This is a genomic window from Crenobacter cavernae, assembly GCF_003355495.1.
In the GTDB taxonomy this organism is placed as follows: domain Bacteria; phylum Pseudomonadota; class Gammaproteobacteria; order Burkholderiales; family Chromobacteriaceae; genus Crenobacter; species Crenobacter cavernae.
Window position 1 is genome coordinate 414,805 of sequence record NZ_CP031337.1, and the last position, 25,472, is coordinate 440,276.

A 25,472-nucleotide genomic window follows, 5' to 3' on the forward strand; every position below is an offset into this window, starting at 1 on the left:
TAGCGTCGCAATAGAAAAGGGGCGTCCACTGGACGCCCCTTTTCACGCTCGGCCGGGCCGAGGATCAAGCCAGACACGCTACAGCCTGCCCGTCACCGTCAGCCCGTCATAACCGACCTCGATGCCTTCCGGGCAGCGCGCACTCAGCGCGTGGTACTCGAGCCCGTGCGTCATGTGGATCAGCACCGTGCGGCGCGCGCCGACGCGCTTCGCCCACGCGAAGCTCTCGTCGGCCGACAGGTGTGACTTGTACGGGCGGTCGCGCAGGCAGTCGAGGAACAGCGTGTCGACGCCGTCGAGCAATTCAAGACTGTCCGGCGGGATATCTGACAGATCGGTCAGCCACGCGATATCGCCGATGCGCCAGCCCAGGCAAGGCCAGCCGCCGTGCGCCAGCGGGATCGGTACCAGTGGCACGCCCATGAACGAGAACGGCCCGTCGATGCGGTGCGTGAGCAGCACCGGCTTGTCCCAGGTCGGCGACGGCGGCGCGAGCGCGTAGTCGAAGCGGCTCTCGATATTGTCGATCGTGAAGTCGTTGCCGAACAGCGCGATCGGCCCCTGCTTGACGTAGCAGAAGGCCCTGAGGTCGTCGATGCCGTTCAGGTGATCGGCGTGCGGATGCGTGTAGAGCACCGCGTCGACGCGGGTGAAGCCCTCGCGCAGCGCCTGAGGCCTCAGGTCCGGCCCGGTGTCGATCAGGAAACACGCGTCGCCGGCGCGCACGTAGGCGCTGCAGCGCGTGCGGCGGTTACGCGGGTCGGACGAGCTGCAGGTCGGGCAGTCGCAGCCGATCGCCGGGCTGCCTGCGCTCGAGCCGCAGCCGAGGATGGTGAATTCGACGGTGCTCATGGCTGTTTAAATACCCGCCGGGCGCGGGATCTTGGCGAACAGGTCGAAGAAGTTGCGCGTGGTCGCCTCGGCGACCGCTTCCACCGGCAGACCGCGCAGCTCGGCCACATGTTCCGCGACGTGCTTGACGAAGCCCGGCTCGTTGGTCTTGCCGCGAAACGGCACCGGCGCCAGATACGGCGAATCGGTCTCGATCAGCATCCGGTCGAGCGGCACCATCTTGGCGACCTCCTTGAGTTCGACCGCGTTCTTGAAGGTGACGATGCCCGAGAACGAGATGTAGAAGCCGAGGTCGAGCGCGGCGCGCGCGACGTCGCGGTTCTCGGTGAAGCAGTGCATCACGCCGGCCTCGGCGCCGGCCTCGCGCATGATGCGCAAGGTGTCTTCGGCCGATTCGCGCGTGTGGATGATCAGCGGCAGACCGGTCGCGCGGCTGGCGCGGATGTGGGTGCGGAACCGCTCGTGCTGCCACGCGAGGTCGCCCTTGCACCAGTGGTAGTCGAGCCCGGTCTCGCCGATGCCGACCACCTTGGGGTGACCAGCGTGCGCGACGAGCTCGGCCTCGGAGAATTCCTCGGCGTCCTGGTCGTCCGGGTGCACGCCTACGGTCGCGTATAAACGGTCGTGAGCCTCGGCCAACCCTAGCACCTGCGGGAAGGCCGGCACGCTGACGCCGATCACCAGCGCGTGGCTGACGGCGTTCTCGTCCATCCTCGCGAACACCTCGGGCAGGCGCGCGACGAGGTCGGGGAAGTTCAGGTGGCAGTGCGAATCGACGAACATGGTTTTCTACAGACCGCGCGCGGTCTTCCTTACATCGTGTGGGTGGGACGGCTCGACTTGAGCACGCCCGACAACAACTCTTCGATCGTCTTGCGCGCCTGCTGCCCGGCATCGCCTTCGCCGAACTCGACGCCGACGCCCTGCGTGCGGTTGTTGTTGGCCCCCGCGGGGGTGATCCACGCGACCTTGCCCTGCACCGCGATCTTGTCGGGGCGGTCCATCAGCGTCAGCAACAGGAAGACCTCGTCGCCGAGCTGGTAGTCGCGGCCGGTCGGGATGAACACGCCGCCGTTCTTCAGGAAGGGCATGTAGGCGGCGTACAGCGCGCTGCGTTCCTTGATGTGCAGCGACATCACGCCGGGACGCGGCGTGGAAACGACGGCTTCGCCGTCTTCTGGGCGGAGGTTGGAGTTCTCCATCGGCGTATTCCTATCGTGCCGCGCGCGGCGCGGCGAAGCAATTCAGATAATCGGTGAGCACGGCCTCGAGCTGCAGGCGCACGTTCAGCGTGTGTTCGGCGAAAGGCGCGAGCGCGATAAGCGCATCGTAGCAGCGCATCAGCGCCGCGGGTTCGGCGCGCGCGGCGAGCTTTTCGAGTTCCGCGCGCCAATCCGGATGATACCGGATGACATTGGCAAGCCTCAAACCGGCCAGGTCGCCGACCCACTGCATCAGCCAGCCAAGCGCGGTGCCGAGCGGCAGCTTGTCCTTGTCGACGCTCTCGGCCAGCGACAGCATGCCGGCGAGCGTCGGCTTGGACAGCGCGGCGAGAAACTTGCGCCGCGCGTCGACGTGCGCCGCGTCGTGGTCGAACAGCGGCACGCCGCCGTGGTGGGCGAGTTCGGCTTCCGGCTCGGCGACGCCCTCCTGCGCGAGATGCGCGAGCGCTTCGTCGTGGCTCGGGCGCGTCAAAACGTACGGCCGGCAGCGGCTCTTGATCGTCGGCAGCAGCCTCTCGCGGTGGTGGCTGACCAAGAGGAACAGCACGCCGTGAGGCGGCTCCTCGAGGATCTTCAACAGCGCGTTGGCGGCGGCCGGGTTCATCGCCTCGGCCGGCTCGACCAGCACCACGCGGCGGCCCGAACGGTGCGCGGTCAGCTGCGCGAATTCGATCACGTCGCGCACCGCCTCGATCTTGATCTGCGCGAGGCGGCGCACGCTCTTGCCTTCCTTCACGGCGTCTTCGCCGTCGTCGGGGCTCAGCGTGCGGTAGTCGGGATGGTGGCCGGCGGCGAACCAGCGGCACGCCTCGCAGACGCCGCAGGCGCTCTCGTCTTCCAGCGGCGACTCGCACAGCATCGCGCGCGCCAGTTCCTCGGCGAAGGCGCGCTTGCCGATGCCGGCCGGGCCGGCGAACAGCCACGCGTTAGGCAGCCGGGAGAATTCGCCGCGGATGCGCTGCCAGTCGGCCGCTTGCCAGGCGTAACGCATCAGCGCACCGCTTCCGGCAAGAGCTCGGCCAACCTCGCCTGCACCGCGGCGCGCACCACGTCGGGCGGCTGGCTGGCGTCGAACACGGCGAAGCGCACAGGTTCTCCCGCGGCGCGCGCGAGATAGGCCTGGCGCACGCGTTCGTGGAAGTCGCGCGCCTCGCGCTCGAAGCGGTCGAATTCGCGGCTTAAGGCCATGCGCGCCGCGGCGATCTCGGTCGACAGGTCGAACAGCAGCGTCAGGTCGGGCGACAGCCCCTGCTGTACCCAGGATTCCAATATCGCGATGCGCTCGAGGCGCACGCCGCGCCCGCCGCCCTGGTAGGCGAAGGTCGCGTCGGTGAAGCGGTCGCACACCACCCAGCGGCCGGCGTCCAGCGCCGGGCGGATCACGCAGTTTATGTGTTCCTGGCGCGCGGCGAACATCAGCAGCGTCTCGGTGTCGAGGCCGACCTCGGTGTCGGGCGACAACAAGAGTTCGCGCAGTTTCTCCCCCAAGGGGGTGCCGCCCGGCTCGCGCGTGAACAGTGCGTCGATCTCGTGCTCGGCCAGCCAGTCGCGCACCGCGGCCAGCTGGGTGCTCTTGCCGGCGCCGTCCAGGCCCTCGAGCGTGATGAAACGTCCGGCCATTACTGCCCTTTCTTCAGGATGAACTGCCGAACCGCCGCGTTGTGCTCGGCCAGCGACTCGGAGAAGTGCGTGCTGCCGTCGCCGCGCGCGACGAAGTAGAGCGCGCGCGTTTCGGCCGGGCTCGCGGCGGCCTCAAGCGCGGCGCGGCCCGGCAGCGCGATCGGCGTCGGCGGCAGGCCGGCGCGCGTGTAGGTGTTATACGGCGTGTCGCGCCTCAGGTCGCCCTTGCGGATGTTGCCGTTAAAGCGCCCGCCCATGCCGTAGATCACCGACGGGTCGGTCTGCAGCCGCATGCCGATCTTCAGCCGGTTGGCGAACACCGCCGACACCATGGTGCGATCCTCCTCGCGCGAGGTTTCCTTCTCGATCAGGCTGGCCATGATCAACAGCTCGTACGGGTTCGCGTACGGCAGGTCGACCGAGCGGTTCTCCCACACGCCGGCCAGATGCTGCTGCATCGTGCGGTAGGCGCGGCGGTAGACGTCGAGCTCGCTCGAACCGGGCACGAAGAAATAGGTGCTCGGGAAGAACAGGCCTTCGGCGTAGTCCTCGGGCGCGCCTAGCGTCGCCAGCAATTGCCTGTCGCTCCAGCCGGCGGTGTCGTGCGCGAGGTCCGAATCGCGCGCCACCGCCTGGCGGAACTGCGCGAAGCTCCAGCCCTCGATCACGGTCAGGCTTGCCTGGTCGGGACTGCCCTCGGCCAACCTCTTGAGCACCTCCCACATCGCGACCGGCGCGGAGAACTCATACAGCCCCGGCTTGACCTTACGGTCGACGCCGGTGATGCGCGACAGCGCGATCATCACCCAGCGGTTGCGGATCACGCCCTCGGCCTCGAGCGAGCGCGCGACCTGGCTGAGGGTGCGGTTGCCGCCGACGGCGACGCTGTACGGCGTGGAGGGCAGGCTGACCGGTACCGCGACCACCCACGCGAGCCACAGGGCGGCCACGGCGATCACGATGGCGAGGGAGCGAACGATGAATTTCTGCATGGAATCGGCGTCTGGAGGTATCGCCGCGATGATAGCATTTGGCGGCCTTCAAGGGAGGGGCGGCGCCCTCCCCCGCGCCGGCTTTCAGGCGGCGCCCGCCGGTTCGCGCACGACGCCGAAACGCTCGGCCAACGTGGTCGCGTCCGCGTAGGCGAGCGGTATCGAGCCGGCCGCGAACCGCACGGCGGCGTCCGGGCGACTCGCCGGCCAGCCGTCCCACGCTGCATCGGCAAGCTTCGCACCGTCGGGCGCAACGAGAAGCTCGGCCAACGTGGCGGTGTCGTGGTCGTGCACGCGTGCGAGCCGGCCTTCGAGTTCGGCATAGAACACGCCGTCGTCGCTGAGCCACACGGCGGCCGCTTCGGCGGCGACCCCGTCGGGCAGACGGCGAAAAGTGCCGCTCGCCTCGACGCGCGCGACATAGGGCGTGTCCTCCAGCGTCACGTACGCGCGCTGCGGGCCGTTTTGCACGTAGGCTTCACCGGTCTCGCCGACCTCGTAGTTACGCGAAAAGAAAGCGGCGAGCCCGGCGTGCGTCACGCGTTCGCCAGCTATGCGCCACGCGCCGCGCGCGTCGAGCGCGAGCCAGCCATAGCAGGCCGGCACGTCAGGCCATTTGGCGATCGCCGCCAGCACCATCGCGTCCATCAGGTCTCGATTCCTCGCGTCAGTAAGGCAAGCGAGCGCTTGCGTCATTTATTTGTAGCCTTGCCGGACAGGCCGATCATCCCCACCCGGCGGCCTCAGCGTCGGAACGCTTCCGCTTGTGGCCTGGCTGTCCCGCGCGAGCGTCTTCCGGCTCGACCCCACGCGCCGGCCCCCCGCCGCGTCACCATTGCGTCACGCTGGCGCGCATATTGTTGCCGTTCTGCACCACGGAAACCTTGCCCTGCACGCCGGCCTGGCTGATGGTGACCTGGTTGCCGTGGCCAACTTGCTGGACGTAAGCCAGGTTGTACGCGCCGCTTTGCGTGATCGTGCCGATATTGCCGTTCCCGTACTGCGACACGGCGGCCTGGTTGGCGTAACCGGCCTGCTGGACGAGCAGCTGGTTTTCAAGCCCCTGCTGCCGGACATGCAGGCGCTGCAAGGCGCCGTGCTGGCTGATGGCCGCCGTATTGCCGTGGCCGTATTGCCCCACGGAAACGCCGCTGCCATCGCCGGCTTGATCCACGTGCAGCTGGTTGGCCGCACCGGCTTGCACGACGCGCACCGTCTGGACAGCGCCGATGCCGTCGTAGTCCGACGCAAGGTCTTCGTGAGCGAACGCCTGGGCGGCGCCGGCGCAGAGCGCCGCGCCGATCAGGCCGCGCAACAACTTAGCTATCGACATTGCTCGGATTTCCTTGGCGGCCCGGGGCCAGCTTCCGCAAGTTTTCGCCGGCGTACTCGTCCGGCGTCAACTGCAATTGGTTGTCGTAAGCCTTGAGGTAGTTCTGCACCAGCGGCGCGTTGAAATCTTCCGGGTTCTTCAGCGCCCACAGACGGTCGCGAATGCCCTGCGTGATCAAGTGCACCAGCGCCGTTTCGATCGCTTCGCGCACGCACAACTGCACCGGCTCGTTTTGCGAGAAACCGACTTCGTATTCGAGCAGGCTCTTGAGCGACACAAAGCGGAAGCCGCCGAAATCCAGTTGTATCGAGTAAATGGTTTTGGTGGTGCTGATGCTTTCCAGCACCTGGCCGGTGCGGATGTCCACCGCGCGCAGGTTGATGGTGACCTGGTCGACCCGGTAGGCGTCGGAGGCGCCCACCCCGAGGTAGCGCACGCCGGCGCCGCCGGTTTTGACATTGCTTTCGTAGCCGACGATGGCGCCTTCGATAATCAGGTGCGCCGGCATCAGCTGCGGCAGCGTTTGCGTCGGCTGCGCGCCGCCGGCCGGGCCTTCCAGCGCGCGGATGATCTTGCGTTCGGTCAGCAGGTTCTGCAGGTTTTCGCGCTCCACCGGGATGAACCAGCGCGAATCGCGCAGCGCCTTGATCAGCAGCGCCGCGGCGCCCTGGGTGACCGAGGTGGAAAACGAGCTGTCCGGGGCCGGCTTGTATTGGCCAGTCTGGTCGCGAAAACCGTAGATCGCCACCGGAATGCGTCCCAGCGTTTCCGGCAGCTGGGTCAAATCAGACGAAACTTGGGTGGGCGGGGCAAGCGTGGCCGGCGAGCGTGTGGTTGCCGGCCGCGAGCTGGCACAGCCGACCAGCAGCCCCAGCGCGACAAGCCAGACAACCCTGAAAAACCGCTCAAACATCAAAACTTCCCCTTGGAAACCCGCCCGGACACGCCGGGCGGGCCATGCTGCTTTGCGCTTAGCGCTGGACGATCGTGGCGGTGTTGGCCTGGCCGCTCTGGTAAACGGCGGCCACCAGGTTGTTGCCGGTCTGGGTCAGGTTGATCAGGTTCTTGTCAGCCTGAACGGAGCCGGTGCCGACCTGGGTCAGCGTGGCGCGGTTGCCGGAACCGGACTGCAACAAGATTTCTTCGTTCCAGCTGCCGGACTGGCTGCTCGCCAGGTACTGGTTGCTGCCTTGTTGTTTCAGGTCGGCGGTGAGGTTGTTGCCGCTGGACTGCGCGACGAGGGCGTAGCTGCCGTTGCTGCTGATGCCGTCGTAACCCTGCTGCAGTTTCACGCTGCTGTTGCGGGTATCGTTTTGGCTAAGGTTGGCCACGTTGCTGTTGCCCAGTTGGGCCACGTTGGCTTGTACCGTCACGTTGCGGTTCTGGTTGAGCGCAGCCTGGTTCTGGCTGCCGTTTTGGGTCATCTGAGCGGTTTGGTAGTAGTAAGCGCTGCCGGAGTTGTTGGCTTGATTGATGCTGCCAACGTTGGAGTCGCCGTTTTGCGAGACGCTGGCGCTGGTGCCCCAGTCGCTGCTGGTTTGGCTGATCGTGCCGCGGTTGCTGTTGCCAGCCTGGTTCAGGGCAGCCGTCACCGAGTTGTTGCCGGTTTGGCTGATGCTGGCCACGTTGCTATTGCCGGACTGATAGCCGTTGGCGCTGGAGGCGTTGTTGCCGGTTTGCGAGACGGTGCCGCTGTTGCTGCTGCCGAACTGGTTGAGCGAGGCGCTGGTGGAGCCGCCGTAGTAATAGCCGCCGTTGCCGCTCTGGGTGATCGACGCCAGGTTGCTGCCACCTTGCTGGGTAGCGTTGGCGTACACGCCGCTGCCGTTATTGTCCTGGGCGATTTTGCCGTCGTTGCTGTTGCCGTACTGGTTCAGCGAGGCGCCGGTGTTACTGCCGTAGTAGTAGTAGTAAGCACCACCGTTGCCGCTTTGGCGGATCGAACCGGTGTTGCTGTTGCCGGACTGGCCGGCATACGCGTTCACGCTGCTGCCGTTGCCGTTCTGCACGACGGAAATGCTGTTGCCGTCGCCGGACTGGCTGCTGGATGCGCTGCCGGATCCGCCGTAGTACCAGTAATAGCCGCCGTTGCTGTTGTTGCCGGCCTGCTCGATGGCGGCGGCGTTGCCGGTGCCGTATTGGCTGGCGTAGGCGTTGATGCCGCCGCTGTTGTTATTCTGGGCAAGGCTCAGCGCGTTGCCGGCGCCGCTCTGGCTGGCGTTGGCGCTGGAGTAGCCGCCGTAGTACCAGTAGTAGCCGTTGTTGCTGTTGCCGGCCTGCTGGACGGACGCGGTGTTGTTGCTGCCGAACTGGCTGGCACTGGCGTTGGCGCTGCCGCGATTGCCGGTCTGCGCGATGTTCAGCGCGTTGCCGGAACCGGACTGATAGCCGTTGGCGCTGCTGTTGCCGCCGTAATAGTAGTAGTAATAGCCGCCATAGTTGCTGTTGCCGGTCTGGGCGATGGTCGCGCGGTTGCTGTCGCCGGACTGGTTCAGGTTGGCGCTGGCGCCGGAGTTAGCGGTCTGATCGATCTGGCCGTTGTTGACGCTGCCGTTCTGGGTCAGCGACGCATAGTCGTAGCTGCCGCCGTTCTGGCTGATCGCGGCCTGGTTCTGCTCGCCGTTGCTGCTGACGCTGACGTTAGCGCCATAGGTATTGGCCTGGTCAAGCGTCAGCGTGCCGCCGTTGCCGGACTGGTTGGCGCTGATGTTGGAGCCGTTGGCGTTGGTCTGCGTCGCGCTCAGGGTATTGCCGGTGCCGTTCTGGCTGATCGTAACGGAGCTGTTGTCGGCCATCGCCTGGGCGGAGAGGGCCGCGCTAACGGCGAGATACAGCAAGGAGTAACGCGCTTTCATTATTTTTTTCCCTTTTTGATCAATCGTCTCGGTCAAACCGCAAGCCGGCGCAGGCCGGCACGTCCTGCCCTACTAGAATCGTTGCGTGGCCAACTCGCTGGAGCTGGCGCCTTTGTTAAGGCTGGTTCACCAGGAATTGGGTGGACTGGCCGGTCGCTTTATCGGTGGTCGTGATCTGCAGCACCCCGTTCCCTTGGGAGACGATGCTGATGCGAAAATCGGTGGTCTCGACGGTGCCCGGGATCAATTGCCCGGTGGAGCTCACCACGTTGGACGACAAGGCGCTGGCCACTCGGCTCAAGATCGCGCTCTGCAAAGACGTGTTGAACTGCTTCAGCGCATCCTGCTGCGACATCGCCGGCGTGGGCTCTTTGTAGTGGTTCTGCGCTTGCGCTGCATTCAGCAGCAGCGTGCCGTTGAGCGGGTTGCCGCCGAATGACGGATTGATCGGCGTATAAATCAGCTCGCTCGCCTGGAGAGGCCCGGCCAGCAACGCCATCAACACCGTGATTTGGAATCCGTAACGCAGCACAGCAACCTTCCCTTCCTAAAATTCGTCGCGCGCCAAATCGGCATCGCCAAATACTTGGTCCACTTGGGTCTGGATGACGGCGGAAAACGCTTCTTCGGCGGCTTGCTGCGCCAGCACGGCGGTCTGAGAGCGGTTCGGCGGCAGGAAGGCTTGAAACACCAGCTTGCTGCCGTAGTGGATGGACACCTGGCCGCCCCATCGGGCGCTTGGCCGCTCGGACACGAACAACATAAAGCGCCCGTTCTCGTCTTTTTCCGCCCAAACGCCGGCAAAGCTGTCGTAGAAGGCTTTGCCGAGCACCGTCACCATTTGCGCAGTCACAATTCCCGTCACTTCGCGGGGCGGTGACAGGCGGCGGTCGGACTCCAGTTCACTCGCCTTCACCGCTGTGCTGCCAAGCAGGCTGGCGCTGCCAATTAGCCCTAGTCCCAGGAACAGACGCAAAGACATGCCTATCCTCCTGACGCGTTAGGCGCTTTTATAAGGGAACTTTTAAACTGGCGGCGCATCTGATTTGAAATATACCAACAACATATCAATAAGTTGTTGTTTAAGAAGGGGACGATATTTTTATAGATTGTCATTTTTACAACAACTGACCTAGGGCTAACCCTAGGCGGCCCGCAAAAACGCCGCGAGGAGCTTTCGCGGCGTTTTGTTGTGTAACAGAAGGAAGGCTATGGCGAGCTACGCCCCAACTCAGGAACCGGGCGGCAAGCGATGCGCGACGGAGATCGTTTTATTCCCTCCTCAAGACCGTCATCGGCGCGGTGCGCGCCACTTTTCTCAACAGCGGCCAGCCGGCCAGCGCGACGACCAGTGTGCCGAGTGCCCACCCCAACAGCGGCAGCCACGGGTTGGCGAAGAACGGCAGGTTGAAGAGCCGCACCGCCGCGACGCTGCCAACCGCCGCCGCGCCGAGGCCCGCCAACAGGCCAGCCAGACCGCCGAGGCACGCGAGCTCGGCCAACAAGACGCTCCTCAACTGGCGGCGCGACGCGCCGAGCGCGCGTAAGAGCGCGACGTCGAATAGCCGCTCGTCGCGCGTCGCCGCCAGCGCCGCCCACAGCACCAGGATGCCGGCGGCGAGCGCCAGCATGAACATCGCCTCGACCGCCTGCGCGAGCCTGTCGACCACGCCGCGCACCTCGTCAAGGATGACGCCGACGTCGATCACCGTCAGGTTCGGCAGCCTCTCGACCATGCGGTTGGCGAAGGCCTCGTCCTCGGGCGGCAGCCTGAAACTGGTGATATAGCTCGCCGGCTGGCGCGAGAACCAGTCGGGCGGCGCGAGCACGAAGAAGTTCACGCGGAAGCTGTCCCACGGCACCTCGCGCAGACTGGTCACGCGCGCCTTGTACACGCTGCCGGCGATGTCGAAGGCGATCGCGTCGCCGAGCCGGATGCCGAGTGTCTCGGCGATGCCCTTCTCGACCGAGAACTGCGGCTTCGCGCCGTCAGCATCCCAGAAGCGGCCGGCGCTGACGCGGTTGCCGTCGGGCAGGCTGTCGCGCCACGACAGGTTGAATTCGCGCTCGGCCAACCTTCGCGCGCGCTCGTCGCCGTACGACGCCGGCCGCACCGCCTTGCCGTTGATCGTGACCAGCCGCGCGCGCACCATCGGCGACAGCTCGGGCGCCTTGCGACCATCGAGCGCGAACAGGTCCGCGACGGTCTCGCGCTGCTCGGGCTGGATGTTGATGACGAACTTGTTCGGCGCGTCGACGGGCACGCTCGCGCGCCATGCGCCGATCAGATCGGCGCGCACCACGGTCAGCGTCAACAGCGCCATCAGGCCGACCGACAGCGCGACGACCTGGATCACCGCCAGCCACGGCCGGCGCGCAAGGTTGGCGACCCCGTAGCGCCAGCCGAGCCGCCCCCCGCGCGGTGCGACGAGCGGCAGCCGCCTGAGCGCCAGCACCGACCCCAGGGCGACGACGCCGACCGCGGCGAGAAAGGCCGCGAGCGCCGCCAGCAACCACAGCGCCGCCAGCGCGTCGCCGACCAGGTAGGCCGTCAGCGCCAAAAGAACAAAGATCGCCGCGAGCGGCGCGAGCCACTCGGGCCGCCGCGCGGGCAGTTCGACGCGCAGCACCGCCACGGCCGGTACGCGGCGCACCGTCATCAACGGCGGCAGCGCGAGCCCGCCGAGCAGCAGCAGCGCGGCGGCCGGCCCCATCGCCCACGGCAGAGGGCCCGGCGCCGGCGGGGCCCCGCCGAGCCAACCCTCGGCCAACTTCACCAGCAGAGCCTGCGCGCCGAAGCCGGCGGCGGTGCCGAGCAAGCCCGCGACGAGCGCGAGCACGAAGAACAGCACGGTGAACAGGCCGCCGACCTCGCGCGAAGTCAGCCCGAGGCAGCGCAGCACCGCCACCGCCTGCCAGTGGCGCGCAAGATACCTTCGCACCGCGAGCGCGACCGCGGCGGCGCTCAAGGCCACCGTCAGCATCGCGGTCAGGCCCAGGAAACGCCTCGCGCGCTCGAGCGCCGCCTTGATCTCGGGGCGCGCTTCCTCGACGTTCTCGACGCGCGCGCCGGCGGGCAGTTGCGCCGCCACGGCCTTGCGGAAGTCGGCGACCGCGGCCGGGCTGCCTGCGACCATCAGCCGCCAGCGGATGCGGCTGCCCTCCTGGACGAGGCCGGTCGCGGCGAGGTCGGCGCGGTTCAGCATCAGCCGCGGCACGAAATTGTAGAGGTCGAGCGCGGCGTCGGGCTCGCGCAGCAGCTCGCCGGCGACGGTCAGCGTCTTGTTGCCGACGACGACGGCGTCGCCCGGTTTCAGATTGAGCTTGAGCAGTAGCCGCGCGTCGAGCCACGCGTTGCCGGACTTGGGCGCGGCGGCGCGCTTCACGGCGCCTCCTTGTCTCACCGCAAGCTCGCCGCGCAGCGGGTAGCCGTCGCTCACCGCCTTCAGCGTGGCGAGCGTCGCGCTGTCTCCCGCGAGCACCATCGACGGGAAGGTCGCCGACTCGGCGACGGCGAGGCCGCGCGCCTTGGCGCCGGCGCGGAAGCCGGCGGCCCACGGCGTGTCGGCGTTCAGCACCAGGTCGGCGGCCAATAGCTGCGTCGCCTGGCGCGTCAGCGCGCGCTCGATGCGGTCGGAAAAGAAGGCGACGCTCGCCATCGCCGTCACCGCGACGAACAGCGCGAGCGCGAGCACCGTCAGCTCGCCGGCGATCAGTTCGCGCCGCGCCATGCGCAGCGACAGCAGGAAGCGGCTGAACGCGCTCATGCGCGCGCCCCGACGAGGCGGCCGTCGACGAGCCGGTAGATCGCGTCGCAGCGGCTCGCGAGCTCGGTGTCATGCGTGACGAGCACCAGCGCGGTTCGCTCCTCGGCGTTGAGCTGGAACAGCAGGTCGATGATCTGGCGGCCGGTCGCCGCATCGAGGTTGCCGGTCGGCTCGTCGGCGAACAGCAGTTTCGGCGCGATCACGAAGGCGCGCGCCAGCGCGACGCGCTGCTGCTCGCCGCCGGACAGGTGTTTGGGATAATGGCGCAGACGTTGGCCGAGCCCGACGCGCTCCATCATCGCGAGCGCCGCGTCGGCTGCGTCCGGCCTGCCGGCGATCTCGAGCGGCAACAACACGTTCTCGAACGCGGTCAGCTGCGGCATCAGCTGGAAGTTCTGGAACACGAAGCCGACCCGGTCGCGGCGCAGCAGAGCGCGCGCGTCCTCGGAAAGACTCGACAAGGCTAGGCCGAACATCCACACCTCGCCGCCGGTCGGATGGTCGAGCCCGGCCAAGAGCGACAGCAGCGTCGACTTGCCGCTACCGGACGCGCCGACGATGGCGACACTCTCGCCGTCGGCCAGCGTCAGGCTGGCGCTCTTAAGGATGGTTAGCGCCTCGCCGTTCAGATGCACTTGCTTGGCGAGCCCGCGCGCCGACAGAATGGACGTTTCTTCGAGGGGATGGGACATGCGTTTCCTGTATCGCTGGCTGAATCTGGTCGTGCTGGCCTTGACCGCCCTGCCCGCCGCCGCCGCCACTGTGATGGTGTTCGGCGACAGCCTGTCGGCCGGCTACGGCCTGTCGCCGGGACAAGGCTGGGTCGCGCTCATGCAGACAGAATTGGGGACGAAGCACCGTATCGTCAACGCCAGCCTGTCCGGCGAGACCACCGCGGGCGGCCTGACAAGACTGCCCGACGCGCTCAAGAAGCACAAACCCGACGTGGTGGTGATCGAACTGGGCGCCAACGACGGCCTGCGCGGCCTGCCTATCGATGCGATGCAGGATAACCTGGCCAAGATGGTCGGGCTGGCCCGCCACGCCGGTGCGAAACCGGTGCTGGTCGGCATGGCGCTGCCCCCCAACTATGGCCCGCAATACACCGCCAAGTTCCGGGGCAGCTACGCGGCGCTGGCGCGCCGCGAGAAACTGCCGTTCGTGCCCTTGCTGTTCGCCGGCTTCGCCACCGACCGCGCGCGCTTCCAGGGCGACGGCATCCACCCGAACGCCGGCGCGCAGCCTGTCATGCGCGACACGGTACTCAAGACGTTGCGACCGCTGCTGCGCTGAGGCGCGGCACCTTGGCTGCAAGCTTGGCCGTCGACGGCCATGAAAAAACCCCGCGAGGCTTCGCGGGGTTTTTCTTGCGGCAGGACGCTGATTACAGCTGACCGGCGTTCTCGGCCAGATAGGCGGCCACGCCTTCCGGCGACGCGCTCATGCCTTTTTTGCCCTTGTTCCAGCCGGCCGGGCACACTTCGCCGTTTTCTTCGAAGAACTGCAGCGCGTCGACGATGCGCAGCGTTTCGTCGATGTCGCGGCCCAGCGGCAGGTCGTTCACCACCTGGTTGCGCACGACGCCGGCCTTGTCGATCAGGAAGGTGCCGCGGAAGGCGACGCCGTCTGCGGACTCGACGTCGAAGGCCTTGACCAGTTCGTGCTGCAGGTCGGCGACCAGCGTGTAGCCGACCTGGCCGATACCGCCCTTGTCGACCGGCGTGTTACGCCACGCGTTGTGGGTGAAGTGGCTGTCGATCGACACGCCGATCACTTCGACGTTGCGCTTCTTGAACTCTTCGACGCGATGGTCGAAGGCGATCAGCTCGGACGGGCACACGAAGGTGAAGTCCAGCGGGTAGAAGAACACGACGGCGTACTTGCCTTCGGTCTCTTGCTTGAAGTTGAAGTTCTCGACGATTTCGCCGTTGCCCTTCACGGCGGCGAAGGTTTTTTCGGCGCAGCCGAAGAACGGAGCTTGCTTGCCAACGAGTACGGCCATGGAGATCTCCTTGAAGAACCGGGTAAAGAAGTGGCCGGAAAATCGGCCAACAGAAAACGGGGTGGTTATAAATCAGCACGCGGCCGGGCGACCAATTGGAAATCCATATCGTCGCGATTGAAACCGGCTATGCGCAACCACGCTAGCCTTGAACTATGGGGGTGGCAGCGGGCATTTCAAGCGCGGCGCGCCCCTTTAACAGCAAAACGGGCGGAAGATTCCGCCCGTTTTCTGTGAGCCTAAAGCTCGGCCAAGCTTTTCAAAAAATCACACGCCTGAACTCTTAGCCTGCGCCATTTTCTGGTGCAGGCGCAGGTTCAGTTCGCGCAGCTGCTTCTCGTCGACCGCGTTCGGCGCGTTGGTCAACAGACACTGCGCGCGCTGGGTCTTCGGGAAGGCGATCACGTCGCGGATCGACTCGGCGCCGGCCATCAGCGTCACCAGGCGGTCGAGACCGAACGCCAGACCGCCGTGCGGCGGCGCGCCGAACTTCAGGTTTTCGAGCAGGAAGCCGAACTTGTTCTGCTGTTCTTCCGGCGAGATCTTCAGCGCGGCGAACACCTTTTCCTGTACGTCGGCGCGGTGGATACGCACCGAACCGCCGCCGATTTCCCAGCCGTTGAGCACCATGTCGTAGGCGCGCGCCATGCAGCTGGCCGGATCGGTTTCCATCAGGTCCTCGTGACCCGGCTTCGGCGACGTGAACGGGTGGTGGCACGCGGTCCAGCGGTCGGCTTCCTCGTCGTGCTCGAACATCGGGAAGTCGACCACCCACAGCGGGCGCCATTCGCGCTTGAAGTAGCCACCGGCTTCGCCCTTCTCGTGGCCGATCTTGATGCGCAGCGCGCCGAGCGCCTCGTTGACGACCTTGGCCTTGTCGGCGCCGAAGAAGATGATGTCGCCGTCCTGGGCCTCGGTGCGCGCGATGATTTCGTTCAGCGCGGCAACCGACAGGAACTTCACGATCGGCGACTGCAGGCCGCTGTTCTCATCGTTGCTGAGTTTCGTCTTGTCGTTGACCTTGATGTAGGCGAGGCCCTTCGCGCCGTAGATGCCGACGAACTGGGTGTACTCGTCGATCTCCTTGCGGCTGAACGCGGCGCCGCCCGGCACCCTGAGGGCGACGACGCGACCGTTCGCCATGTCGGCGGCGCCGCGGAAGACCTTGAATTCCTCGGTCTTCATCAGATCGGTCAGTTCGGTGAACTTGAGGCTGACGCGCAGGTCCGGCTTGTCCGAGCCGTAGTAGAACATCGCGTCGTTGTACGCCATGCGCGGGAAGTCGCCGAGTTCGACGTCCATCACGTCGCGGAAGATCTCGCGCGCCATGCCCTCGGTGATGTCCATGATCTGGTCCTCGTTCAGGAACGAGGTTTCCAGGTCGATCTGCGTGAATTCCGGCTGGCGGTCGGCGCGCAGGTCTTCGTCACGGAAGCACTTGGTGATCTGGTAGTAGCGGTCGAAGCCGGCCACCATCAACAGCTGCTTGAACAGCTGAGGGCTTTGCGGCAGCGCGAAGAATTCGCCCGGGTGCACGCGGCTCGGCACCAGGTAGTCGCGCGCGCCTTCCGGGGTCGATCGGGTCAGCATCGGCGTTTCGATGTCGATGAAGCCCTGCTTGTCGAGGTACTGGCGCACGCCCATCGCGACGCGGTAGCGCATGCGCAGGTTCTTCTGCATCGCCGGGCGACGCAGGTCGATCACGCGGTGGGTCAGGCGGACGTTTTCCGACAGGTTCTCGTCGTCGATCTGGAACGGCGGGGTGATCGCGGCGTTGAGGATCTCGATCTCCTTGCCGAGGATCTCGACCTCGCCCGACACCAGGTGGGCGTTGACGGTGCCCTGCGGGCGCTCACGCACGAGGCCGGTGATCGACACGACGAACTCGCCGCGGCAGGCGTCGGCGGTGGCGAAGGCGGCCGGCACGTCCGGGTCGAACACCACCTGCACCAGGCCTTCGCGGTCCCTGAGGTCGATGAAGATCACGCCGCCGTGGTCGCGGCGACGGTGCACCCAGCCCTTCACGGTCACGGTCTGGCCGAGGTATTTCTTGTCGATGAGTCCGCTGTAATCGGTTCGCATAATCTTTGCTTCAATCTCGGGAAAGGGTTGGGGTGATGATGCCAGACTTGGGCGACGGCGCCACCACGCCCATGGAGATGACGTATTTGAGCGCTTCGTCGACGCTCATGTCGAGTTCGCGCGTGTCGGCCTTCTTCACCATGACGAAGTAGCCCGACGTCGGGTTCGGCGTGGTCGGCACGTAGACGCTGACGAATTCGTCGCCGTCCAGGTGTTCGCTCACCTGCGACGCCGGCGCGCCGGTCTGGAAAGCGACGGTCCACGCGTCCTGGTGCGGGAAGCGCACCAGCAGCGCCTTGCGGAAGGCCTGGCCCGAATCGGACAACAGGGTGTCGCTCACCTGCTTGACGCTGCTGTAGATCGACTTGACCACCGGGATGCGCGACAAGAGCGCGTCCCAGAAGTCGATCAGACGTTGGCCGAGCACGTTGGCGGCCAGCATGCCGGTGCCCAGCAGGATCAGCACCGCGAGCAAGACGCCCAGGCCCGGGATCGCGAAGCCGAACAGCCGTTCGGGACGCCAGGCGTCGGGCAGCAGGTTCAGCGTCTGGTCGAGCGAGCCGACGATCAGGTTGAGGACCCACAGCGTCACCGCCACCGGCAGCCAGATCAACAGGCCGGTGACCAGATAACCCTTGAGGGTCATCTTGATATGCTTCATTTCAGGAGTGGCCACAAGGTCCCGATCCGCAGCTATGACCGCCGCCCGCGTTGCTGGTGGAAGACGACGACGCGCTCGAGCCGCCCTTGAAGTCGGTCGCGTACCAGCCCGAGCCTTTCAGCTGGAAGCCGGCGGCCGACACCAGCTTCTGGTAGTCGGCGCTGCCGCACTCGGGGCAGGCGGCGAGCGCTGCGTCGCTCATCTTCTGCAGGTGCTCTTTGCGCACGCCGCAGGCGGGGCATTGGTATTCGTAGATCGGCATGGTTCGAGTCCTCGTGCGCTTAGAGTCGGCCGCAGGCAAAAGCCCCCGGCCAGGCAAACATCGTGGCGGAGCGCGTAAAAAGCAAGACCGCCCAAACGCGCGATTATATCCGACTGACCGCCCGGCGAAAAAGGGCGGCGCGATTCGTCGACGGCGGCATGCGGCGCGGGCGTTTTGCCGGCCCCTGCAGCTCGGGCTTTTGCTCGGCCCCCGTGCATCGCCCCGGCCGACAGCAGCGCCGATATCCACGTGATCCCCACCGACGAGAGAGAGGCCCGCCGAGACACGGTCCCTCTTGGGCTGAAGCCGGACATCGGCACAGCTCGGCCAAGCCCCAAAGCTTGGCCGAGCTTTACTGACTAATGCTCCATCCAGTCGTTCAGCATCAGCCCGACGCCGATCCCGCGGTTGTGGTGGTTGTAGTCGAGCAGGCTCTCGCCGTAGCCGTCGAACGCCTGCAGATAGCCCTTCAGCCGGCCGGCGACCGGGAAGGTCCAGTCCAGCTGCAGCGCGCCCTTGCCGCTCCCCGGGTTGTAACGCGCCGTGGCGCCGAGCGTGTGGCGCGCCCTCTGATAGTAAACGGACAAGTCGCCGTGGCCCATGTAGTCGACGATGTCCGGGTTGTTGTCGCGGACGGCCGACTCGGGCAGCCGGTACCACACGCGGCCGACGACGTTCACCGGGCCGTTTTCGAGCCCCGCCATCGCGTACACGCGGTTCCAGCTGCGCGACTCGGGGTCGGTCTGGCCGTTCGACTGGTGGACGAGGCCGAGGCCGGCGAGCCGCCAGCGCCAGCCCAGCGGCAACTTTGCGTCGACCGGCAAGGTCGCGATCGCCTCGGGTTCGTAGTCGGTCTCTCGAAAAGGCGCCGACCATTGCTTGTTGTAGACCTGCCAGTGCGACTGCTGCGTGTAGCCGAACCACAGGTCGACCGGCGTGCCGAGCACGTTCTGCCAGACCTTGGTCTTCAGCGAGATCTGCAGCTTGGCCTCGGTGTTCTTCAATTCGTCGCCGAAGATGGTCGCGGTGTCCTGCGTCGGCGTCTCCGGCGTGCCGTTCGGCCGGGCGTTGTACCAGACCGGCAGCACGTAGGTCGGCCGGTAGGCGCGCAGCACGAAGGTGCCTCGCGCGTCGTCGTCGTCGAGGTCCCACTGGTGCGATAGCGCCGACGGCGGCGGCTTCACGGTGTCGGCGATCACTTCGGAAGGCCGCGGCGTGACTTCTTGCGGTTCAACAGGCGCCGGCACAAGCTCGGCCAACGCGGCAAGGGATGACACGGTCACCGCGCCGTCGCTGACCGCCGATGCAACGCCCGGCACGCCAAGGCCGTCGTAGCACTTGAGCCGCGCGTTGCCGTCGTAGAGCGCGCGACAGCCGGCGAGCGCGTCGGTCAGCGACACGGCTCGTGCGGGCAAGGCGATGGCGAAGGGAAGAAGGACGAGGAAGAGACTGCTGCGCATGGCGTGGCGGAAAAATGGCGATCCCGCCATTGTCGACCATCATCTCTCGCGTAACAAAACGACTGTTTTAACGAATGTTGCGCCGCAAATACAAAGGGCCCCGCGCGATGCGGAGCCCTCGGTATTCTTTGGCGCGTGCCTAAATCAGGCAGCCATGGCCTTGACCTGGGCCGACAGGCGGCTCTTGTGACGAGCGGCCTTGTTCTTGTGGAACACGCCCTTGTCGGCGATGCTGTCCAGCACTTTGGTCGACGCCTGGAAAACGGCCTGGGCGGCGGCTTTGTCGCCGGCTTCGACGGCTTTAATCACTTTCTTCACTGCGGTACGGAACGCAGTACGCAGACTGGCGTTTTGCGCGCGCTGCTTGAGAGCCTGGCGTGCACGCTTGCGAGCTTGTGCGCTGTTTGCCATGGAAAATCTCCTGATGAGCGGATTCTGAAACCGGCGATTCTAAGGCTTAAGGAGAGGTTTTGCAACAACTATCCCGGGCGCGTACACTCCCGCCTTTGCCTTTTTCCATCAAGCTCTTGCCTCATGAATCTGCTCAAGGCCCTGGCCGCCGTCAGTAGCATGACCCTGGTGTCGCGCGTGCTCGGTTTCGTGCGCGACGCCCTCATCGCCCGGGTGTTCGGCGCGGGCTTCGCGACCGACGCCTTCTTCGTCGCCTTCAAACTGCCCAACCTGTTGCGCCGCATCTTCGCCGAAGGCGCGTTCTCGCAGGCCTTCGTGCCGGTGCTGGCCGAATACAAGCAGAAGAAGACCGACGACGAGACGCGCGACTTTCTCGCCCACGTCGCCGGCACGCTGACGCTGGCGCTCGCCGCGGTCACCGTGCTCGGCATGATCGCCGCCGCGTGGGTGATCTGGATCTCGGCGCCGGGCTTTGCCAAAGAGGCGGACAAGTTCGCGCTGACGGTAGACCTGTTGCGCATCACCTTCCCTTATATCCTGTTCATCTCGCTGTCGTCGCTGGCCGGCAGCGTGCTGAACACTTGGCGCCAGTTCTCGATTCCCGCGTTCACGCCGACCCTCCTCAACCTCTCCTTCATCGTCTGCGCGCTGTTCTTCGCGCCCTACTTCGACCCGCCGGTGCTGGTGCTCGGCTGGGCGGTCTTCATCGGCGGCGTCGCGCAGCTCCTGTTCCAGCTGCCCTACCTGAAGAAGATCGGCATGCTGAGCTGGCCGCGGATCAACCTCCGCGACGCGGCGGTGTGGCGCGTGATCAAACAGATGGGCCCGGCGATCTTCGGCGTGTCGATCGCGCAGATCTCGCTGGTGATCAACACCATCTTCGCGTCCTTCCTCGCGTCGGGCAGCGTGTCGTGGATGTACTACGCGGATAGGTTGATGGAATTCCCGACCGGCGTGCTCGGCGTCGCGCTCGGCACCATCCTCTTGCCATCGCTGTCCAAGCACGCGGCGACCGCCGACGTCGGCGAGTTCTCCAAGCTGCTCGACTGGGGCCTCAGGCTGTCGCTGATGCTGGCGCTGCCGGCGGCGCTCGGCCTCGCGCTGCTGGCCGAGCCGCTGATCGCGACGCTGTTCATGTACGGCAAGTTTTCGCCGCTCGACGCGGTGATGACCGAGCGCGCGCTGATCGCCTACGCCGTCGGCCTGACCGGCCTGATCGTCGTCAAGGTGCTGGCGCCGGGCTTCTACGCGCGCCAGAACATCAAGACGCCGGTCAAGGTCGCCATCGTCACGCTGATCGCGACGCAGCTGATGAACCTCGCCTTCGTCTGGCACCTGAAGCACGCCGGCCTCGCGCTGGCGATCGGCCTGGGCGCCTGCCTGAACGCGCTCTTGTTGTGGCGGCTCTTGCTGCGCCACCGCATCTACCAGCCGCAGTCGGGCTGGAAAGCATTCTTCGCCAAGCTGGTGGCGGCGCTCGCCGTGATGGGCGCGGTGCTCGTCGCGCTGTCGGCGACGCTGCCGCTCGACTGGCACGCGCACGCGTGGATGCGCGTCGCGCAGCTGTCGGCGCTGATCGGCGCCGGCGTGATCGCCTACTTCGGCACGCTCGTCGCGCTCGGCTTTAGGCCGCGCGACTTCGTGCGCCGCGAGCATTGATAGCGAGCTCGGCCAACGTTAACTGCTAAAATGGCCGCATTCTCGCTTTATCCGAAGGAAACCGCATGACCCGCCCGACCACGCCGGAATTGTCGCCGCTCGGCAAGACCGTCTCCTACCAAGACACCTACGACGCCAGCCTGCTGTTCCCGATCGCGCGTCACGGCAAGCGCGAGGAGATCGGCGTCGACGAGGCCGCGCTGCCGTTCTCCGGCGTCGACGTGTGGACCGGCTACGAGCTGTCGTGGCTGAATCCCAAGGGCAAGCCGCAGGTGGCGATCGTCACCTTCCTGATCCCGGCGACCTCGGCCAACCTGGTCGAATCGAAGTCGTTCAAGCTGTACCTGAACAGCTTCAACCAGACCAAGCTCGACTCCGCAGAAGCGCTGGAAGAACTGCTGGAAAAAGACCTGTCCGCCGCGACCGGCGCGCCGGTCACCGCGCGCATCGCGCTGCCGAGCGAATTTTCCGCGCAGCGCATGCAGGAACTGGAAGGCGAGAGCATCGACGAGCTCGACATCGAGGTCGACGCCTACACGCCCGACCCTTCGCGGCTGAAGGCGGACCCGGCCAACGTGGTGACCGAGACGCTGCGCTCCGAATTGCTCAAATCCAACTGCCTCGTCACCGGCCAGCCCGACTGGGGCGGCGTGCAGATCGCCTACACCGGCCCGAAGATCGACCGCGAGAGCCTGCTGCGCTACCTGATCGGCTTCCGCCGGCACAACGAGTTCCACGAGCAGTGCGTCGAGCGCATCTTCATGGACATCTCGCGCGAATGCGGCGCGACCGAACTCACCGTGTTCGCGCGCTACACGCGCCGCGGCGGCCTCGACATCAACCCGTTCCGCACCAACAGCGGCGCGGCGGTGCCCGACAACGTGCGCACCGCGCGGCAGTGAGCCCGCCCGGCGAATAGCAAAAAGTCCCCTGGCTGGCGTCTCTGGGTGGTTTTCTCGCGACGGCGAGGGAGATGTGCTTCGCGAGCTTGCCGGGGCTGTCGGCGTTAGGGTGGTTTTTATTGGCATGAAAAAAACTCGGCCAACCTGAAGAAGGTTGGCCGAGCTTTTTTTAATGCGACAAGGTCACCGAGCCATGGCGGGACCGTCCGGCGGCAGGCTCGGCCAACCCTTTACTCCGCGTCCCCCACCATCCCCGGCGTCATCATCACCTTCAGCACGCTCTCTTCGCCGCCGTTACGCTCGCGATTCTGTATCCACCACACCGCGCCCTTCTTCACGCTCCAGTCCTGCTCTGCGTCGGCCAGCAGCAGCGACGCGACCTGCCCGATATACGGCTGGTGGCCGACCAGCACCAGCGTGCCGGTCGCATCCGGCCAGCCTATCGCCGACAGCACCTCGGCCGCGCTCGCGCCGGGGTTGATCGCCGGGACCACCTCGGCGTGCTTGCCGAGTACCGCGCCGGTCTGGCGCGAGCGGCGCGCCTCGGACACCAGCAGCCGGTAGTTGTTCGGCAGGTGCGGACGCAGCCAGGCGGCCATCGCGCTCGCCTGTTGCTGGCCCTTGCGGGTCAGCGCGCGCGCGAGGTCGTCGCTGCCGTCTTCGGCCTCGGCATGGCGCCACAGGATCAGGTCCATCATCAACTCCTTTTGGGGTAAGCCGCCAATCTAGCGCGACGGCGTGTCGTTAGCATGTCAGACCGTCACACGCCCATCCAGTGCAGCAGCACCGGCAGGATCACCGCGGTCATCACGCCATTCAGCCCCATCGCGAGGCCGGCGAAGGCGCCGGCGCGCTCGGACAGCTGGAACGCGCGCGCGGTGCCGACGCCGTGCGCGGCGAGGCCGGTCGGAAAGCCGAGCAGCCAGTCGTGCGAATAACCCAATCGGTCGAACAGCGGCTTGACAATCACCGCGCCGAACACGCCCGAGATCAGCACGAAGGCGGTCGAGAACTCGGGCACGCCGCCGATCTGTTCCGACAGGCTGATCGCGAACGGCGTCGTCACCGAGCGCGGCGCGAGCGACAGGATCAGCTCACGCGGCAGGCCGAACAGCTGGCCGAGCCCGGCCGCGCTGATCACGCCGAGAGCCGAGCCTGCGAGCAGCGTCAAGGTCAGCGGCAAGAGCGCGCGCTTGAGCCGCGGCAGGTTGAAGTAGAGCGGCACCGCCATCGCGACGGTGGCCGGCCCCAACAGCCAGTAGATGAACTGCGCGCCGCGCATGTAGTCGGCGTAGTCGACCTCGGAGAACACCAGCACCGCGACGATCAGCGCCACGCCGACGAACACGCTGTGCAGCAGCGGGTTGCCATTCGCGCGGCGGTTGATCGCGAGCGACAGCCGGTAGGCGCCGAGCGTCAGCAACAGGCCGAACAAGGGCGACGATTTGAGGTAAACCCAACCGGCGGCGAGGTTCATTTCGCCTCCTCAGACAGTCCCAACAGCCTCTTCAGCAGCCAAGCGCACGCGATCAGCGGGATCAGCGTCGACAAGGCCAGCACCGCCGCAAGCGAAAACGCATGCTCGGCCAGCCTGGCCGACAACAGCACCGCGCCGACGCCGGACGGGATGAACAGCAAGGACAGGTGCTGCATCAACGGCGGCACGTGGTCGCGGAAGGTGTCGGGGATGTTGCGCCGTATGCACAGCGTGACGAACAAGAGCAGCATGCCGAGCACCGAACCGGGCAGCGGAATCGCGAAAGTGCGCGCCAGGAATTCGCCTGCCAGGTAGTAGCCGATCAGCCAGATGAGCGTTTCCAACATGATGTTTTCTTAATCGTTAATGTTAGGGCAAAGCCGGGGGACAGCCTTGCGCGGCTTTGGCATAATGCGCGCCATGAATGCGCCAAACCTATGGGGCGACGCGCCCCCTGCCGTCCCCGCCGCCGTGCTGCCGTGCCTGACCGAGTCCGGCTCGCTGACCGAGCGGCTGATCGCCACCGGCCACCGCTTCGACGTCGTCGTCCGTTTCCAGGGCAAGGCGGTGCTGTTCGACGAGGAAAGCGGCGCGCTGAGCTTGCCGCGCGGCAGCATCGGCACCGTACGCGAGGTCGTGCTGACGCTCGACGACGTGCCGGTGGTGGTCGCGCGCAGCGTCGCCCGCCTCGGCTGTCCGGTGTGGAAGAGCGTGCTGACGCGCGGCAACCGCTCGCTCGGCTTCACGCTGTTCGGCGAGCTGCCCGAACTGACGCGCGCGCCGCTGTCTTACGCCGAGATCGACGAGCGCCACCCGCTCTACCCGGGCATCGCGCGCATCGGCGATAAGGCACGCCACGTTGCACCGCAGTACGCCGCGCGCCGCTCGCGCTTTACGATGCGCGGCGAGACGCTGCTCTTGTGCGAAGCCTTCCTGCCGACGCTGGCCGACTTCCTGCGATGAACGCCACCGCCTTCGACCCGAAAGAGCGCTTCGCCGTCTACGCGCAGCTGATGCGCATCGACAAGCCGATCGGCACGCTGCTCCTCTTGTGGCCGACCTGGTGGGGGCTGTGGATGGCCGCCGACGGCTGGCCGGGCTGGCCGCTGTTCTTCATCTTCACCGCCGGCACCTTCCTGATGCGCTCGGCCGGCTGCGTCATCAACGACTACGCCGACCGGAACTTCGACGGCGCGGTCGAGCGCACGAAGCACCGCCCGTTCGCGCGCGGCGTGGTGACGAAGAAGGAAGCGCTGACCCTCGCCGCTTCGCTGACCCTGGCCTCGCTGCTCCTGATCCTGCCGCTAAACGCGCTCACCTTGTGGTTGAGCCTGCCGGCGGCCTTCCTCGCCGGCAGCTACCCGTTCACCAAGCGCTTCTTCCCGATCCCGCAGGCCTACCTCGGCATCGCGTTCGCGTTCGGCATCCCGATGGCGTTCGCGGCGGTCCAGAATACGGTCCCCGGCGTCGCGTGGCTGATGCTCGCCGCCAGCGCCTTCTGGACCGTCGCCTACGACACCTGCTACGCGATGGTCGACAAGCCGGACGACCTGAAGATCGGCATCAAGACGTCGGCGATCACCTTCGGCGATTACGACGTCGCCGCGGTGATGGCCTGCCAGGCGGCGTTTCTCGCGCTGATGGGCGTCGTCGGCCAGCTCGCGGCTCTTTCCTGGCCGTACTATGCCGGCCTCGCCGTCGCGGCCGGCCTGGTGCTGTCGCAATACCCGGGAATCGCCAGCCGCGACCGCGCGCGCTGCTTCAAGGTCTTCCTCGACAACAACCGCGCAGGCTTCGCGATCTTCGCCGGCCTCGCCTTGAGCTATCTCTTGGCCTGATCGGCCGGATCGGCGTGGCCTTAAAAGGCTCGGCCAACCTTTAGGGGTTGGCCGAGCCTTTTTCACGCCCTCGTGC

Annotated in this window: 28 protein-coding genes; 5 read left to right on the plus strand and 23 right to left on the minus strand. The window is 66.3% G+C overall.

What is annotated here, in order from left to right:
* Positions 1–78: 78 nt before the first annotated feature.
* The 14 genes from DWG20_RS01895 to DWG20_RS01960 all read right to left on the minus strand — a co-directional run bounded on the left by DWG20_RS01895 (position 79) and on the right by DWG20_RS01960 (position 13,334).
* Entirely contained in the window at positions 79–852 is a 774-nt protein-coding gene (locus DWG20_RS01895; protein WP_115432163.1) for an MBL fold metallo-hydrolase, read from the minus strand.
* Positions 853–858: 6 nt separating this feature from the next.
* On the minus strand, positions 859–1,635 hold the full coding sequence (locus DWG20_RS01900; RefSeq protein WP_115432164.1) for a TatD family hydrolase: 777 nt from the start codon (positions 1,633–1,635) through the stop codon (positions 859–861).
* A 29-nt stretch (positions 1,636–1,664) separates the two neighbouring features.
* Positions 1,665–2,054 (minus strand): PilZ domain-containing protein, encoded by a 390-nt coding sequence (locus tag DWG20_RS01905; protein WP_115432165.1) that lies wholly within the window; start codon positions 2,052–2,054, stop codon positions 1,665–1,667.
* A 10-nt stretch (positions 2,055–2,064) separates the two neighbouring features.
* Positions 2,065–3,066 (minus strand): DNA polymerase III subunit delta', encoded by a 1,002-nt coding sequence (gene holB / locus DWG20_RS01910; RefSeq protein ID WP_115432166.1) that lies wholly within the window; start codon positions 3,064–3,066, stop codon positions 2,065–2,067.
* Positions 3,066–3,695, minus strand: coding sequence for a dTMP kinase (gene tmk / locus DWG20_RS01915; RefSeq protein ID WP_115432167.1), 630 nt, complete (start codon positions 3,693–3,695; stop codon positions 3,066–3,068). The genes holB and tmk overlap by 1 nt, the downstream gene beginning before the upstream one ends.
* Positions 3,695–4,687, minus strand: coding sequence for an endolytic transglycosylase MltG (gene mltG, locus DWG20_RS01920; protein WP_115432168.1), 993 nt, complete (start codon positions 4,685–4,687; stop codon positions 3,695–3,697). Before mltG ends, tmk begins: the two co-directional genes overlap by 1 nt.
* Before the next feature lie 84 nt (positions 4,688–4,771).
* A complete protein-coding gene (locus DWG20_RS01925) occupies positions 4,772–5,383 on the minus strand; it encodes a DUF2946 family protein (protein ID WP_115432169.1) in 612 nt (203 codons plus the stop codon).
* Positions 5,384–5,516: 133 nt separating this feature from the next.
* Positions 5,517–6,020: a curlin-associated protein gene (locus DWG20_RS01930; protein ID WP_115432170.1), complete on the minus strand. Its 504-nt coding sequence runs from the start codon at positions 6,018–6,020 to the stop codon at positions 5,517–5,519.
* Positions 6,007–6,933 carry a CsgG/HfaB family protein gene (locus tag DWG20_RS01935; protein WP_115432171.1) on the minus strand — a complete coding sequence of 309 codons (927 nt, stop codon included), beginning with the start codon at positions 6,931–6,933 and terminating at the stop codon, positions 6,007–6,009. The genes DWG20_RS01930 and DWG20_RS01935 overlap by 14 nt, the downstream gene beginning before the upstream one ends.
* A 58-nt stretch (positions 6,934–6,991) precedes the next feature.
* Positions 6,992–8,875 (minus strand): beta strand repeat-containing protein, encoded by a 1,884-nt coding sequence (locus DWG20_RS01940; RefSeq protein ID WP_115432172.1) that lies wholly within the window; start codon positions 8,873–8,875, stop codon positions 6,992–6,994.
* A gap of 115 nt (positions 8,876–8,990) precedes the next feature.
* The gene (locus tag DWG20_RS01945) at positions 8,991–9,407 is read right to left on the minus strand and encodes a curli assembly protein CsgF (protein ID WP_220271996.1); all 417 of its coding nucleotides are present in this window, start codon (positions 9,405–9,407) and stop codon (positions 8,991–8,993) included.
* Between the two features lie 15 nt (positions 9,408–9,422).
* Positions 9,423–9,857, minus strand: a complete 435-nt coding sequence (locus DWG20_RS01950; protein WP_115432173.1) for a CsgE family curli-type amyloid fiber assembly protein — start codon at positions 9,855–9,857, stop codon at positions 9,423–9,425.
* A gap of 289 nt (positions 9,858–10,146) precedes the next feature.
* Positions 10,147–12,642 carry an ABC transporter permease gene (locus DWG20_RS01955; RefSeq protein ID WP_115432174.1) on the minus strand — a complete coding sequence of 832 codons (2,496 nt, stop codon included), beginning with the start codon at positions 12,640–12,642 and terminating at the stop codon, positions 10,147–10,149.
* Positions 12,639–13,334 carry an ABC transporter ATP-binding protein gene (locus tag DWG20_RS01960; protein ID WP_115432175.1) on the minus strand — a complete coding sequence of 232 codons (696 nt, stop codon included), beginning with the start codon at positions 13,332–13,334 and terminating at the stop codon, positions 12,639–12,641. Before DWG20_RS01960 ends, DWG20_RS01955 begins: the two co-directional genes overlap by 4 nt.
* Here DWG20_RS01960 and DWG20_RS01965 point away from each other — a divergent pair.
* Positions 13,333–13,935, plus strand: coding sequence for an arylesterase (locus DWG20_RS01965; protein ID WP_181880952.1), 603 nt, complete (start codon positions 13,333–13,335; stop codon positions 13,933–13,935). The genes DWG20_RS01960 and DWG20_RS01965 overlap by 2 nt on opposite strands.
* Before the next feature lie 91 nt (positions 13,936–14,026).
* On the opposite strand, the gene DWG20_RS01970 is transcribed toward DWG20_RS01965, so the two are convergent.
* From DWG20_RS01970 to rpsT, 6 genes are all read right to left on the minus strand, one after another.
* On the minus strand, positions 14,027–14,644 hold the full coding sequence (locus DWG20_RS01970) for a peroxiredoxin (protein ID WP_115432176.1): 618 nt from the start codon (positions 14,642–14,644) through the stop codon (positions 14,027–14,029).
* Positions 14,645–14,911: 267 nt separating this feature from the next.
* Entirely contained in the window at positions 14,912–16,726 is a 1,815-nt protein-coding gene (aspS, locus tag DWG20_RS01975) for an aspartate--tRNA ligase (RefSeq protein WP_115432177.1), read from the minus strand.
* Between the two features lie 10 nt (positions 16,727–16,736).
* On the minus strand, positions 16,737–17,387 hold the full coding sequence (locus DWG20_RS01980; protein ID WP_115432178.1) for a DUF502 domain-containing protein: 651 nt from the start codon (positions 17,385–17,387) through the stop codon (positions 16,737–16,739).
* A gap of 1 nt (position 17,388) precedes the next feature.
* The gene (locus DWG20_RS01985; RefSeq protein WP_115432179.1) at positions 17,389–17,649 is read right to left on the minus strand and encodes an FmdB family zinc ribbon protein; all 261 of its coding nucleotides are present in this window, start codon (positions 17,647–17,649) and stop codon (positions 17,389–17,391) included.
* 359 nt (positions 17,650–18,008) lie between these two features.
* A complete protein-coding gene (locus tag DWG20_RS01990; protein ID WP_115432180.1) occupies positions 18,009–19,109 on the minus strand; it encodes a phospholipase A in 1,101 nt (366 codons plus the stop codon).
* Positions 19,110–19,253: 144 nt separating this feature from the next.
* Positions 19,254–19,520 (minus strand): 30S ribosomal protein S20, encoded by a 267-nt coding sequence (gene rpsT / locus DWG20_RS01995; protein WP_115432181.1) that lies wholly within the window; start codon positions 19,518–19,520, stop codon positions 19,254–19,256.
* Positions 19,521–19,643: 123 nt separating this feature from the next.
* On the opposite strand from rpsT, the gene murJ reads away from it, so the two are divergent.
* A complete protein-coding gene (gene murJ / locus DWG20_RS02000) occupies positions 19,644–21,179 on the plus strand; it encodes a murein biosynthesis integral membrane protein MurJ (RefSeq protein WP_115432182.1) in 1,536 nt (511 codons plus the stop codon).
* Positions 21,180–21,244: 65 nt separating this feature from the next.
* Complete coding sequence (queF, locus tag DWG20_RS02005; protein ID WP_115432183.1) at positions 21,245–22,081, plus strand: NADPH-dependent 7-cyano-7-deazaguanine reductase QueF; 837 nt, start codon at positions 21,245–21,247, stop codon at positions 22,079–22,081.
* A gap of 230 nt (positions 22,082–22,311) precedes the next feature.
* On the opposite strand, the gene DWG20_RS02010 is transcribed toward queF, so the two are convergent.
* The 3 genes from DWG20_RS02010 to DWG20_RS02020 form a co-directional block, all read right to left on the minus strand.
* Positions 22,312–22,779 (minus strand): SixA phosphatase family protein, encoded by a 468-nt coding sequence (locus DWG20_RS02010; RefSeq protein ID WP_245944753.1) that lies wholly within the window; start codon positions 22,777–22,779, stop codon positions 22,312–22,314.
* Positions 22,780–22,841: 62 nt separating this feature from the next.
* On the minus strand, positions 22,842–23,558 hold the full coding sequence (locus DWG20_RS02015) for an LrgB family protein (RefSeq protein WP_115432185.1): 717 nt from the start codon (positions 23,556–23,558) through the stop codon (positions 22,842–22,844).
* Positions 23,555–23,905, minus strand: a complete 351-nt coding sequence (locus tag DWG20_RS02020) for a CidA/LrgA family protein (protein ID WP_115432186.1) — start codon at positions 23,903–23,905, stop codon at positions 23,555–23,557. Before DWG20_RS02020 ends, DWG20_RS02015 begins: the two co-directional genes overlap by 4 nt.
* A gap of 73 nt (positions 23,906–23,978) precedes the next feature.
* Between DWG20_RS02020 and DWG20_RS02025 the strand changes: the two genes are divergently transcribed.
* Both DWG20_RS02025 and ubiA read left to right on the plus strand, forming a co-directional pair.
* Complete coding sequence (locus DWG20_RS02025; RefSeq protein WP_245944754.1) at positions 23,979–24,521, plus strand: chorismate--pyruvate lyase family protein; 543 nt, start codon at positions 23,979–23,981, stop codon at positions 24,519–24,521.
* Positions 24,518–25,396 carry a 4-hydroxybenzoate octaprenyltransferase gene (gene ubiA / locus DWG20_RS02030; protein WP_115432188.1) on the plus strand — a complete coding sequence of 293 codons (879 nt, stop codon included), beginning with the start codon at positions 24,518–24,520 and terminating at the stop codon, positions 25,394–25,396. Before DWG20_RS02025 ends, ubiA begins: the two co-directional genes overlap by 4 nt.
* Positions 25,397–25,472 lie beyond the last annotated feature (76 nt).